We start from the raw sequence: 12,976 nt of genomic DNA on the forward strand, positions 1-12,976 counted from the left end.
TGAGAGGAAAATAAAGTCTGTGGTCGAGAAGCCCGCATGGCTGCGCAGCTTCTCCGTCCGACCACAGACGCCGGTTCAGAACTTACTTGGCCGCAGCACGAGCCTGCTCCAACCAGCCGTCAAATTTCTTCTGATTGGCTTTGATCCAACCGTCCGCATGGCGCTCGATTTCCGCAGCGCTGTCTTCGCCATCACGCATACGCAGGTTTTGCGCGCTGATATCGTTAGCGCTGATTTTCATAATGGAAAACAGCTTGGCCGCCGCAGGATTGCTCTTAGCGAACTCAAGGTTGGCGACGATGCGCTGATTGTTCGCCTGGAAGCCGTAGTTGCTGCCGTCTGGCAAGCTGGTGTCGATGTCTTTGCGTTCACCCGGCAAAGAAGAAAACGGCACTTGCAACCAGACTACGTCTTTGCCGGGAACCATCACGCCGCTGACCCAGTAAGGCGTCCAAGTGTAGTACAACACCGGCTGCCCCTGCTTGTAGCGGGCGATGGTGTCCGCGATGATGGCGGAATAGCTGCCCTGGTTATGAGCCACGGTCTTACGTAAACCGTATGCGTCCAAGTGATGCTCGATGACTTTTTCGCAGCCCCATCCGGGGTTACAGCCAGCCAGATCCGCTTTGCCGTCGCCATCTGCGTCAAACAACTTGGCGAGCTTTGGATCTTGCAGCTGCTTGATGTTCTTGATGCCGTGCTTGTCCGCCGTGGCCTTGTCGATCAGGTAGCCCTGCAGCGCGCCAGAGGAATAGACGCCTTCACGGTACAGTTTCTCGTCACCGCCGGCTTTGGTGAAGAAGTCCACGTGCAGCGGGTCCCAGTGATCCGCCATGAATGTACCGTCGCCGTTGGCCAGTGCAACATGGCCGGTCGCGTATTCGACTTCTTTAATAGGTTTGACGTCATAACCCAGTTTTTCCAGGGCTTTCATGACGAGTAAGGTCTGGAACGTCTCTTCCGCTATGGAGCTTTTCAGAGGCTGCACCTCCACGCCCTTGCCCGGCATGCTCTCGGCATACGCCGTGAAAGACAGCGCGCCCATAACCAGCGCAGCGAAACAGCTCTTTATACTTTTCAAGCTCATCAATTTCTCCTGTTTGTTATCAGTAATTTCGATGACTTATTTATCGAGGGATGAATCAAAGCGACGCGCTTTATACGCGCCGCCCGATATAAGTTGCGTCGTCAGGAGGCCTCTACGGTTTTCCCCATCCAGCGACGCACCAGCCCAACCGGGCCGGCGTCATACCAGTGACGGGTCGGACGACTGCGGGCGTCGCGACCCAATGCCTGAGTCATTCGGTCCAGCATAATGGCGAGCAGAACAATGCCAACGCCACCGACTGTCGCCAATCCCATATCGAGACGGCCAATTCCGCGTAACACCATTTGTCCCAGACCGCCCACCGCGATCATGGACGCAATAACCACCATGGACAGCGCCAGCATCAGTGTCTGATTGACGCCCGCCATGATGGTCGGGGTGGCCAATGGCAACTGCACCTTGAACAGAAGCTGACGTGGGCTGGCGCCAAAAGAACGCGCCGCTTCCACCAGATCCTCCGGCACTTGTCGAATGCCAAGACTGGTCAATCGAATCAGCGGGGGCAAGGCGAAAATAATCGTCACCGCCACGCCCGGCACATTGCCGATGCCAAACAACATGACGATGGGCACCAGATAGACAAACGCAGGAGTGGTCTGCATGGCGTCGAGCAATGGCCTCACTGCAGAGGCGGCGCGTTCGCTGCGCGCCAGCCAGATGCCAGTGGGCAAGCCTATAAGCAGACAGAAAAGAACGGAAGTGAGTACTAACGCCAAGGTCACCATCGCCTCATTCCAGGCGCCGATCAACCCTACCAGAGTGAGGCTGATAAGCGACCCGACCGCCAATTTACGACCGGATAACTGCCACGCCAACAGTGCGAAAAACAGAATCACAAATGTTGCAGGAATAGCTTGCAGTCCCGCTTCAATGGAACTGAGCGTGATGTCGATTGGCCAGCGAACGGCCTGAAATACGGGACGAAAATGATTCACCACCCAGTCGAGCCCTTGCTCAACCCAACTGTCGAGGGGAATCACCGCATCCTGAAAGGGATCGAGAATATCGAAAGGAGTATCTTGTAGCGGCGCATCCGCCGGCGCGTCCAGCCATCCCGCCGCCGTATCTGCGGCTGGCTCGTTCGCCGTTGCGCCATCACCCGCCGAAGCGCCCCATGGATTGGCGGATGGTTCCGGCGTATCTTCCGTCGGAGTGGACCAGGGATTGGAAGCTTGTTTATCGTCAGCCATGAATACCTCTAATAACTATTTCCGGCTTACGCCCGGCTATGACCGTTTGCATTGCTGCGATCCAACGCTTCAAGCAGCGTGGCTTTATTAATAACGCCGGCGTAGCGGCCGTCGGTGTCCACCACAGGGAGGGCGCAGGGCGCCTGCGCAACCGCGCCAATCAAATCGCCCAATGAGACGTTCGACGTCACCGGCTCCACTTCAGACAAGTAGGCGCTGGTGATTTTCTGCGCCTCCGCCTGACTGCTGGCGCGCAGTGAATCCACCGACACAACGCCATGAAACTTCCTATCCGGACCGACTACATAACCAAAATCCCGGTCATGTTCTTTCAAACGCTGCAATGCAGAGCGAACTCCCATCCCTTCTCTTTCGATTAGAGTAACCTGAGTTTTACGGGCGATATCGCCAGCGCTCAATACGGAGGTGACATCTACGCCGCGGAAGAAGGATTTCACATAGTCATCCGCCGGATTGTTGAGGATTTCCTCCGGCGTGCCCACTTGCACCACCCGGCCGCCCTCCATAATGGCGATGCGGTCGCCAATACGCATGGCTTCATCGAGGTCGTGAGAGATGAATATGATGGTGCGTTTGTCATTTTCCTGCAGTTGCAGCAACTGGTCCTGCATTTCCGTACGAATCAGCGGGTCCAGCGCGGAAAATGCCTCATCCATCAGCAGGATATGGGGATCATTGGCGAGCGCGCGGGCCAAGCCGACCCGTTGCTGCATGCCTCCGGACAACTCATCCGGGTAACTGTTGGCGTAAGCGCTCAAACCGACTTTTTCCAGCGCTTCCATGGCCCTGGATTCGCGTTCGGCCAAGGGGACGCTGGATAGCTCAAGGCCAAAAGCGGTGTTTTGCAGGACATTGAGGTGAGGCATGAGCGCGAAGGATTGAAACACCATGCTCATTTTGGTGCGGCGGACATTGAGAAGCGCTTCGTCATTCATGGCGATAATGTCTTCATCGTCCACCAGAATATTGCCGGAAGATGGCTCAATCAATCGATTAAGCAAACGCACCAACGTTGATTTACCGGAGCCGGACAACCCCATCACAACAAATATCTCGCCTTCCCTGACTTCGAAGTTGGCGTTGCAGACGCCTACCGTCTGCCCGGTTCGGGAAAATATCTCCGACTTATCCACGCCCTGGTTAAGGAGTTTCAGCGCAGCGTCCGGTTCAGCGCCAAATATCTTGTACAAATTCTTAACAACTAACTTATTTTTCATCAGTGGCTTCTGTTGCTTGTCTATGCCGCCGCGCCATCCCGGACGCCTTCTGCGGCAAGGGCTCGGCGGCATTGTCAGAAACGCCTCCAATAGGGGTGCGGCTACGCATTATTGTTAGACTCAATTAAAAAACAGCTTTCAATTCTAACTAATATTTAAGCATTTAACCAATCCGCACCAATTAGCCACGTTTGGCCGGCAGAAACAAAAACCCTACAAACCGCATAAAATACAGACGATTGCCAGATAAATTTAAGTAGTTTTTGCGATAGGATTGCTCAGAAATACGTCTACCAGACAAAGAAACATTACAGAACTCAGAAAAAGTAGTTATACAACTAAAATTATTAATACAAACTACTTAAAGCAAGACGAGAGGCATTAGCAGAAGAATACGCAGGTTCGATCCTCAAATGATTGCAGAAAGACCCAGTAAGAGAAAAAATAGACGCCTTTCGGCGCGCCCAGCCCGCCATGATGAGATAAACGCTTTACTCAAACGCCCCGGAGCCACCGGAGCGCCCAATCAAAAAGAGCCAGAACGTGCTGAATATTGTTTTATTCCAACCGGAAATCCCGCCTAACACCGGCAATATCATAAGACTCTGCGCAAATTGCGGATTCGCCCTGCATCTTATCGAGCCCCTTGGATTCACCTGGGACGACAAGAGATTGCAACGCGCGGGCCTGGACTACCACGAGTACGCGCCAGTAAAACGACATGGGGATTTTCAACAGTTTTTGGACGATGCGCGCCCCAACAAGGTTTACGCATTATCCACTCGCGGCAAATCCTACTACCACGAAGTGTCCTTCGCGGCGGGAGACGCCTTGGTATTCGGGCCTGAGACTCGCGGCCTGCCCCAGCAGATGCTGGACGACCTGGGTCCCGAGTCCTGCTTGCGTGTTCCCATGCGACAAGGCAGCCGCAGCCTCAACCTGTCCAACACCGTCGCGCTGGTATCCTATGAAGCCTGGCGCCAGTTGGGATTCGAAGGCGGGCTTTAAACGCGGCAAAGCCTCCCGAAGGAGGCTTTATCCTGGGCGCCGCGTCGAAGCATAGAGCGTAGCGGCGCCCAATCTGATTCAGTTCGCGACATGCAGACGCACGTCCACATTGCCTCTTGTCGCATTGGAGTATGGGCACACTTGGTGAGCCTTATCGACCAGCGCTTGCGCCGCTTCCAGCTCTAAACCGGGCAGTTCAATAAACAGGTCGATATCCAGACCAAAACCACCAGGAATCTGCCCTATTCCCACCTCAGCGCGGACATTCACGTCAGCCGGAAGCGCGGCTTTTTGCTGACTCGCTACAAACTTCAACGCGCCGATAAAACATGCGGAATAGCCCGCTGCGAACAGTTGCTCAGGGTTGGTGGCTTCCCCACCAGCGCCGCCCAGCTCTTTAGGCGTCGTCAATCGCACATCCAGTACGCCGTCGGAAGATTTCGCATGACCATCACGGCCGCCAGTGGAAGTAACTGCTGCTTTATATAGTACGTTCATTGGGGTTTCCTTTTTCGTGCTCTGATATTTTTGGTCAACTGGACCATCCGGGAACAAAGGAATATTATCGCAACAATAGTTATCGCGATAAGTTTAATTTCCTATCAGAACCATAGCCATTCGCTATCCCTGAAACACTACCCCGCCCTGAATAGAGTTGGCGCCTATTTCAGGACTAGATACCCCAAATAAAAGACGAAAAAAAAGCCGGATAACCGGCTTCTTAAATAAGGAAACGCTCAGCTTAGTGCTTGGCTTCTTCCGCAGGAGCAGCCTGCTGCGCCTGTTGACGCTTCACGGCTTCCGCATAGATAGCGTCGAAGTTGACTGGTTGCAGCATCAATGCAGGGAAGCTGCCTTTAACCGCCAACATGTCGATGGTTTCGCGAGCGTACGGGAACAGGATGTTCGGGCAGAAAGCGCCCAGAGTTTGCGCCAGTTGCTGCGGGCTCAAACCGTCGATCATGAATACGCCGGCTTGCTGTACTTCGATAACGAATGCAGTCTTATCAGCCAGTTTGGCGGTGATGGTCAGGGTCAAAACGACTTCCCACTGGTTGTCGCTGACTTTTTTGTTCTCGGTGTTCAGGTCCATATTGACCTGGGGCTTCCACTCAGACTGGAAAACAGCCGGTGAATTTGGCGACTCGAAAGAAAGGTCTTTCAGATAAATACGTTGCAGCGCGAATACTGGCTGCTTGGGAGCTTCTGCATTCTCAGACATGACTCTACCTTGATCTCTTTATATTGGTTTGCGGCTCGCAGCAGCGAACCCCCCTTGGTTAACTCGCGTCGGCGTGCGTCCGCAAACGCAATAGCCATGAAGCCGACACTTGTCGTTATTTTTCAATTATTCAGGAAGGGGAGACTGATTAGTCCGACGCTCCCGATTGCAGCAGCGCATCCAGCATGCCGGCGCGCTCCAGACCGTAGAGTTCGTCGCAGCCCCCCACATGTTCCTCACCGATCCAAATCTGCGGCACCGTGCGGCGTCCGCTTTTCTGCATCATTTCCTGCCTCAGGGCGGCATTGAAATCAACTTTAATTTCTTCGAAAGACGCCCCTTTGGCCTCCAGGAGACGCTTAGCCCGGATACAATACGGGCAGAACTCCGTGGTGTAAATGGTCACGGGCTTGAACTGAGCCATAAAGAATACCGCTTAAAACGTCACTTCTATTACATATGGGCTTTTATTTTTTTGACAATGGCAAATTTGCATTACGCCATTCGACAATCCCGCCTGACAGGCGCTGAACGCCTTTAACGCCAGCCGCCGCCAACGCTCTGACCGCCATACCGGAATGCTGCCCCATCTTGTCGGCGATGACGATAGTCTTGCCTTCGTGCTTTTTCAGTTCGCCGGCGCGCTCTTTCAAGCTGGTGACGGGCATATGAATGGAGCCTTTGATCACACCTTCCGCCAGATCCTTCTTCTCACGCACATCAATAATGACGGCTTCATCATTATTCATCAGCCTGACCACTTGCTGCGGAGACAGTGATTTACCGCCGCGCAAACGCTCAGTAAGAAGCAGTGCGACGGCCAGACCGACGAATAATGAGCTTAAAATCCAGTGATCGAGAGCAAATAAAAGATACTTCTCCATAACTCCGCCTTTTCTTTAATAATCTTCTGGGGAAGCGTCGCCGCCCTGCTCCGCTTCGATGTCACAGCCCCCACACCGCACCCCGGCGATGTCGGTGACTTAAAATCTGTTCGCAATCGGCGCCTGTCTCCGCCTGAAAAGCCCGGGCATTATACACAGCCGCCATAGGTTTCAGAAGACAAAGCCCCGGCCGTGTCGCCGATTCCCAACGACAACTCACGAATAAACAATAACTATCAACTGCAAAGCAGTTTTAAATTTAAACTATCTATACAAAACACAGTATGCTGAGCCTAACGAAAATCCCAACCCCGCGCCCGAGCTGAAGCCAGACGCCGTCTGGGCGGACAACTGATTTAGCCGTTTCTCCGATTGACGGCTTTCAAGACATGGGCGCTAATTACAAGTAGAATACTCGTAAAATTACTAATGGCGGACAGAAAATGACTGCAAAACGCAAACCTACAGCTTTACTCGTTTTAGACGGTTGGGGATATCGCGAAGGCAAAGATTCAAACGCTATCGCCAACGCCAACACCCCGTTCTGGGACCAGATATCCAGCCAAAACCCACATGTCCTGATACACACTTCCGGCATGGCGGTGGGTCTTCCCGACGGCCAGATGGGCAACTCTGAAGTCGGCCACATGAACCTGGGCGCCGGCCGTATTGTTTATCAGAATTTCACCCGCATCACCAAAGACATCGAAGATGGCGTATTCGCGCAGAACCCCGTCATCAGCTCCGCTATCGACAAAGCGGTCAGCAACGGTAAAGCAGTCCACTTGCTTGGCCTGCTTTCTCCCGGTGGCGTGCATAGCCATGAAGATCACATTTTAGCGGCCTGCAAAGTCGCCAAAGAGCGCGGCGCTGACAAAGTCTATGTGCACGCGTTTCTGGACGGCCGCGATACGCCGCCCCGTAGCGCACAGCCCTCACTGGAGCGCACCGATAAACTGCTGAAAGAACTGGGTTGCGGCCGGGTTGCTTCCATCATCGGACGCTACTACGCCATGGACCGCGACAACCGCTGGGATCGCGTGCAGGCCGCTTACGACCTGCTGACCCTGGGCGAAGCGCCTTATCACGCAGAAAGCGCAGTGCAGGCGCTGACCGCCGCCTACGAGCGGGGCGAAGACGACGAATTCGTGAAAGCCACCCTTATAAAAGGAAGCGCTGATAACGACGCGGTTATCAATGATGGCGACGCCGTCATCTTCATGAACTTCCGCGCCGACCGCGCCCGCGAGCTGACCCGCTGCTTTGTCGAGCAGGATTTCGATGGCTTTGCACGCAGCAAGCTGCCCAAGCTGGCGGACTTTGTCATGCTGACCGAATACGCCGCCACTATTAACACTGCTTGCGCCTACCCCGCCACGGAGCTGACCAACAGCATCGGCGAGTACATGGCTAACCTGCATAAAACTCAATTGCGCATTGCGGAAACGGAAAAATACGCCCACGTCACTTTCTTCTTCAGTGGCGGCAAAGAAGCCATGTTCGAAGGTGAAGAGCGTATTCTGGTGCCATCTCCCGACGTAGCGACTTACGACCTGAAACCGGAAATGAGCGCGCCGGAAGTTACCGACAAACTGGTGGAAGCGATTAAGTCAGGCAAATTCGATTTGATCGTTTGCAACTACGCTAACGGCGATATGGTTGGCCATTCCGGCGTCTACGACGCAGCGATGAAAGCGGCGGAATGTATCGACCAGTGTCTGAAGCGCATCGCCGAAGCCCTGGATGAAGTTGGCGGCCAATGCCTGATTACCGCCGACCACGGCAACGCGGAGCAAATGGTGGACGAAAACGGCCAGCCGCATACACAGCACACCACTGGCCCAGTGCCGTTGATCTACATCGGACCAAAAGACATTACCCTGAAAAAAGACGGCAGACTGTGCGACATTGCGCCCTCCCTGCTGGATCTGATGCAGCTGGAAAAGCCGCAGGAAATGACAGGGGAATCCTTGATCGTTCCGAACTGATTGTCGAAATAATCCAGAGGGGGAGAATAGTGGATCTATTCTCCCCCTCTTTCTTATAGCCCTCTTTCTTTAACCCTCTAACTTCCCTTACCTGACCACCGGGTTTTGCGCCGCAGACCGAAACTCCTCTATACTTGCCGGGGCCAAATCCCGGAGCCTCCCCTTACAGAGGCGTACATAATTATTAATAAAAGAATTTTCATACCGATCGCATGCAGCTTAGCCGTATCGTCCTCTACGTTATCGCAGTTCTGATGCTTGCGCCCGCGGCCGCCGAGAATGTCAGGGCTGACAGCGGCTGGCAGGACCAGGGCGACCATGAAAAGAAGCTGAAGGAACTCAAGCGCGATATCAGCAAATTAAAAGACTGGATTCATGACGCCCAGGGTGAGCAAAGCGATCTTGAAAAAGAGCTGCGCGCCACCGAGGAAAAAATCCAGGATAAAGTCCGGGAAATCAACAAACTCCAAACCTCTATCAATGACACTGAAAAGCAGGTCGATGAGCTGGAGGACAAGGAGAAAGAGCATCTGGCCTCTCTTTCACAACAGAAAGGCCTGCTCGCCAGACAGATTCAAGCCGCTTATGGCATGGGCCGCGAGCAAGGCGTCAAATTACTGCTCAATGCGGAAGATCCCACCACCCTGCAAAGAATGCTGGCCTACTATGACTACCTGAATGTGGCCCGCGGCGAGCATATCGAAAAATATCGCCAGACCATCGAAGAGCTGAAGCAGACCCGCGCGGAAATTCTCAAGCGCAACCAAGCGCTGTTGGAATCCCGCAATGCGCTGGCACTCAGCAAAGAAACGCTTGAGTCCAAACGCAAAGAGCGGGAAACGACGCTGGCCAAGCTCAACTCCAGCCTTAATTACAAGCAGAACGAATTGACCCGCATGCAGAAAAACCAGAAGCAACTGGAAACGCTGGTCAAAGAAGTGGAAAAGGCCATATCTAACTTAGAGTTAACCCAAGACTCTGTGCCTTTCTCCAAACTCCGTGCTAAATTACCCAAACCTACGAAGGGCGCATTGCAGCAGCTTCAAGGACAATCCGGCGGTGGTTTCAGACCGTCCGGGGTATTTTTCCAAACCCCACTGAACACCCCTGTTTCCGCCGTGCATCACGGACGCGTCGTGTTTGCGGATTGGCTGCGGGGCTTCGGCCTGTTGATGATCATTGATCATGGCGATGGCTATATGAGCCTGTATGGCTACAATCAAGCTTTACTCAAGGATACCGGCGATTGGGTTCGCAGCGGCGAGACCGTCGCCAGCGCCGGCAGCAGCGGAGGCCAGTCCGAAACCGGGCTATACTTTGAAATAAGGCATAACGGCAAGCCTGACGACCCTCTCCGATGGTTCAAGAAATAAAGGTGAATGCAGGGAATTTAATATGTTGTCAAAATTTACTCGAAATGCGCTATCCGGAATCATTCTCTCTCTCGCCGTTGTCCCACATGGTTGGGCTGACGAGCCCCTGCAGGAACCAGAGACTCCCATCGACGACGTCAGCGTAACAGACGCGGCCACTGCTGAACGCGGCAGTCTGCCTCTGGACGATCTGCGCAAATTCGCGGAAGTGTTTGACCGCATCAAACGCGCCTATGTGGAAGACGTCGACGACACCACCCTGTTGAACAACGCCATTCGCGGCATGTTGTCCGGACTTGATCCCCACTCCGCCTACCTTGAGCCCAGCGCTTTTGAAGACCTGCAGGAATCCACTTCCGGCGAGTTCGGCGGCCTCGGCATTGAAGTCGGCCTGGAAGATGGCTTCATCAAAGTCATCACCCCTATCGACGATACCCCCGCGCAGAAAGCGGGCATTGGCGCCGGCGACCTGATTATCAAACTCGACAACAAAACCGTTAAAGGCATGACGCTGGAAGACGCCGTCAATATGATGCGCGGCAAACCCGGCACCCCGATCAAACTGACCTTGGTGAAAAAAGGCGAAAACAGTCCCGTTGAGCTTGAAGTGTTGCGCGACGTCATTCGCGTCGCCAGCGTGAAAACCATGAACCTGGATAAGGGATACGGCTACATCCGCATCACCCAGTTCCAGGCGCAAACCGGCTCTGATTTCACTAAAGCGATCAACAAGCTGAAAGACGCTTCGCCGCAGGGTCTGAAAGGCGTGATTCTGGATCTGCGCAACAACCCCGGAGGCGTTCTGCAAGCGGCGGTGGATGTGGCGGATTCTCTGCTGGATGAAGGCCTGATTGTTTACACCGATGGCCGCATCAAAAGCTCCAAACTGCGCTTCACCGCCACGCCTGGCGATGAAATCGCCGGCGCTCCGATGGTCGTACTGATCAACGGCGGCTCCGCGTCCGCCTCGGAAATTGTCGCAGGCGCCTTACAGGACCATCATCGCGCCATCATCCTGGGCACGGAAAGTTTTGGTAAAGGCAGCGTTCAGACCGTATTGCCGCTGGACGAAGAATATGGCCTCAAGTTGACCACCGCGCGTTATTACACGCCCAGCGGCCGCTCGATTCAGGCTCTTGGCATCGTGCCTGACATTCAGGTGCAGCGCGCCCAGATCACTGAAGAGGAATCACAACCCTTCTTTAAAGAAGCGGACCTGTCCGGCCACCTGGTCAACGAGAATGGCGAAGGCGACGGCAAATCAGCCAAGCGGGATAGCAGCGTACAGGAAATCATCGCCAAGGACTTCCAGTTGCGCGAAGCGCTAAATCTGCTGAAAGGCCTCACTATTATGAAGGCGTCCGCGAAAGGCTGAACTGTTTGAGGTCTTCGCTAATCAACCTACTCCGCGCCGGCGTCAGGGCCGGCCTTCTCTTGCTCTTGACGCATGCTGCGGCGAAAGCGGAGGAAGCCGCTGACGCCACGCCGCCTCAAGCGGCGGTGACTCCTGCAATCATGCACTCCGCCCCTCTGGAAGATCATCCGCCCACCATCGCCATCATCATCGACGATATGGGCAACTATCAGAACATGGGGGAGCGCGCCATCCGCATTCCCGCTCCGCTGACGCTGTCATTTCTCCCCTTTCGTCCTCATACCATTTCTCAAGCCAGACTGGCTTACGCCGCTGGTAAAGAAATCATGCTGCACATTCCCATGGAGAACGTGAAGCGTATTCCTCTCGGAGCCAGCGGACTGACCAGCGACATGAGCAAGCAGGACATGGTGGTGACGTTCCGACAGGCGATCAAGGCGATTCCATACGTGAGCGGCGTCAACAACCATATGGGCAGCGCCCTGACGCAGAACCGCGCCGCCATGAATCTGGTGATGGGAGAATTGCAGGGCTATCCTCTGTACTTTGTCGACAGTCGCACCACGGCCTCTTCCGTCGCACACTCTGTCGCCGTCAGTCATTCCATCCCCACTCTGGATCGGGATGTTTTCCTGGACCATGTCATCAGCACCAAAGCTATCGACTTCCAGTTCAAACGCCTGCTGGACATCGCCCGCAAAAAAGGCACGGCCATCGCCATCGGCCATCCTCACAAGGAAACTATCGAATATCTGGAAAAAGTGCTTCCCTCACTGGGAGAGCAAGGCGTCGCCATCGCCACCATTAAAGGTTTATGGGCGATTCGCAATAACGCCCAGGACATGTTCCAGACCACGCCCCCGACGATTCTGGCGGAGCGTCATCACGACAGCGAACCCAAGAAGAGCGTCAACTAAGCCAGGTTATTCGTCGCCAGAGTCCACTTAGAGCCGAGTTTCCAGGATTAGTGATATAGATGCTGATAATGCGCCACCAGCGAGCGCAAGGTGGCGATCAGAGCTTTTCTATCGCCGTCCGCCAGCCAGGCGCCCACTTCCACTTCCTCTCCTTTACAGACGAACACCACACAGAGATGTCCATTGCGGTTGCCTTCCACCAGCACGATGCGCGTGTACCAACGGGGAAACGTCCAGGTGCGTTCCGGCTGCGCCATGCCTTTTTCAATGCAGACTTCCAGAGGGGTAATAAGGATCACTTCCTGCGAGGCGCAGCGTTTGCTGACCGCCCGCAACATCCCCGCCAGAAGCGCAAGCTCCATACCGCAGAACGCCAGCACAGGGAGCGCGCCAAAGAAAGAAAAAGCGATAGAGATAGTTAAGGCGACGCCGCCTACAGCAAAGAGAAAGACGCGATTGCCTTTCCAGCCCGCGGAGTTATTGGGTTGCAGGATCAGCCGGGCGCAAGCGGCATTTTCTCCGGGGACGACGTCGAGCATATACAAACCTGTTCAGGAAATGCCGAAGCAGGGCCTGTTCACACATCAACTTCAACAAGCCAAGAGCTGTTCCTAAAAAAGTATATACCCGCTCTTCAAAGCGCGACACTTTACCTTTGCGGTTCAGTGGTCGC

Annotated in this window: 13 protein-coding genes; 5 read left to right on the plus strand and 8 right to left on the minus strand. The window is 54.3% G+C overall.

Annotation, left to right across the window (positions count from 1 at the left end; all coding sequences use genetic code 11):
- Positions 1-82: 82 nt before the first annotated feature.
- From proX to proV, 3 genes are all read right to left on the minus strand, one after another.
- Positions 83-1,087 carry a glycine betaine/L-proline ABC transporter substrate-binding protein ProX gene (proX, locus tag EUZ85_RS26255; RefSeq protein WP_127973101.1) on the minus strand — a complete coding sequence of 335 codons (1,005 nt, stop codon included), beginning with the start codon at positions 1,085-1,087 and terminating at the stop codon, positions 83-85.
- Positions 1,088-1,188: 101 nt separating this feature from the next.
- Positions 1,189-2,298 (minus strand): glycine betaine/L-proline ABC transporter permease ProW, encoded by a 1,110-nt coding sequence (proW, locus tag EUZ85_RS26260; protein WP_127973102.1) that lies wholly within the window; start codon positions 2,296-2,298, stop codon positions 1,189-1,191.
- A 26-nt stretch (positions 2,299-2,324) separates the two neighbouring features.
- Positions 2,325-3,536, minus strand: coding sequence for a glycine betaine/L-proline ABC transporter ATP-binding protein ProV (gene proV, locus EUZ85_RS26265; protein WP_127973103.1), 1,212 nt, complete (start codon positions 3,534-3,536; stop codon positions 2,325-2,327).
- A gap of 543 nt (positions 3,537-4,079) precedes the next feature.
- Between proV and trmL the strand changes: the two genes are divergently transcribed.
- Positions 4,080-4,544, plus strand: a complete 465-nt coding sequence (trmL, locus tag EUZ85_RS26270; protein ID WP_127973104.1) for a tRNA (uridine(34)/cytosine(34)/5-carboxymethylaminomethyluridine(34)-2'-O)-methyltransferase TrmL — start codon at positions 4,080-4,082, stop codon at positions 4,542-4,544.
- A gap of 78 nt (positions 4,545-4,622) precedes the next feature.
- Here trmL and EUZ85_RS26275 read toward each other — a convergent pair whose 3' ends face one another.
- From EUZ85_RS26275 to EUZ85_RS26290, 4 genes are all read right to left on the minus strand, one after another.
- Positions 4,623-5,042: an organic hydroperoxide resistance protein gene (locus EUZ85_RS26275; RefSeq protein ID WP_127973105.1), complete on the minus strand. Its 420-nt coding sequence runs from the start codon at positions 5,040-5,042 to the stop codon at positions 4,623-4,625.
- Between the two features lie 244 nt (positions 5,043-5,286).
- Positions 5,287-5,766, minus strand: coding sequence for a protein-export chaperone SecB (gene secB, locus EUZ85_RS26280; RefSeq protein ID WP_011395294.1), 480 nt, complete (start codon positions 5,764-5,766; stop codon positions 5,287-5,289).
- A 148-nt stretch (positions 5,767-5,914) separates the two neighbouring features.
- Complete coding sequence (gene grxC, locus EUZ85_RS26285) at positions 5,915-6,190, minus strand: glutaredoxin 3 (RefSeq protein WP_127973106.1); 276 nt, start codon at positions 6,188-6,190, stop codon at positions 5,915-5,917.
- Between the two features lie 43 nt (positions 6,191-6,233).
- Positions 6,234-6,650, minus strand: a complete 417-nt coding sequence (locus EUZ85_RS26290) for a rhodanese-like domain-containing protein (RefSeq protein ID WP_127973107.1) — start codon at positions 6,648-6,650, stop codon at positions 6,234-6,236.
- A gap of 443 nt (positions 6,651-7,093) precedes the next feature.
- Between EUZ85_RS26290 and gpmI the strand changes: the two genes are divergently transcribed.
- The 4 genes from gpmI (at position 7,094) to EUZ85_RS26310 (ending at position 12,303) form a co-directional block, all read left to right on the plus strand.
- Positions 7,094-8,638 carry a 2,3-bisphosphoglycerate-independent phosphoglycerate mutase gene (gpmI, locus tag EUZ85_RS26295; protein WP_127973108.1) on the plus strand — a complete coding sequence of 515 codons (1,545 nt, stop codon included), beginning with the start codon at positions 7,094-7,096 and terminating at the stop codon, positions 8,636-8,638.
- Between the two features lie 254 nt (positions 8,639-8,892).
- Positions 8,893-10,011 (plus strand): murein hydrolase activator EnvC, encoded by a 1,119-nt coding sequence (locus EUZ85_RS26300; RefSeq protein ID WP_241566869.1) that lies wholly within the window; start codon positions 8,893-8,895, stop codon positions 10,009-10,011.
- A gap of 22 nt (positions 10,012-10,033) precedes the next feature.
- Positions 10,034-11,386, plus strand: a complete 1,353-nt coding sequence (locus EUZ85_RS26305; protein ID WP_127973110.1) for a S41 family peptidase — start codon at positions 10,034-10,036, stop codon at positions 11,384-11,386.
- Between the two features lie 59 nt (positions 11,387-11,445).
- Positions 11,446-12,303, plus strand: a complete 858-nt coding sequence (locus EUZ85_RS26310) for a divergent polysaccharide deacetylase family protein (protein ID WP_241566870.1) — start codon at positions 11,446-11,448, stop codon at positions 12,301-12,303.
- 47 nt (positions 12,304-12,350) lie between these two features.
- Here EUZ85_RS26310 and EUZ85_RS26315 read toward each other — a convergent pair whose 3' ends face one another.
- Positions 12,351-12,842, minus strand: a complete 492-nt coding sequence (locus EUZ85_RS26315) for a DUF2244 domain-containing protein (RefSeq protein WP_127973111.1) — start codon at positions 12,840-12,842, stop codon at positions 12,351-12,353.
- Positions 12,843-12,976: the final 134 nt, after the last annotated feature.

Source organism: Hahella sp. KA22 (genome assembly GCF_004135205.1).
Classification (GTDB): domain Bacteria; phylum Pseudomonadota; class Gammaproteobacteria; order Pseudomonadales; family Oleiphilaceae; genus Hahella.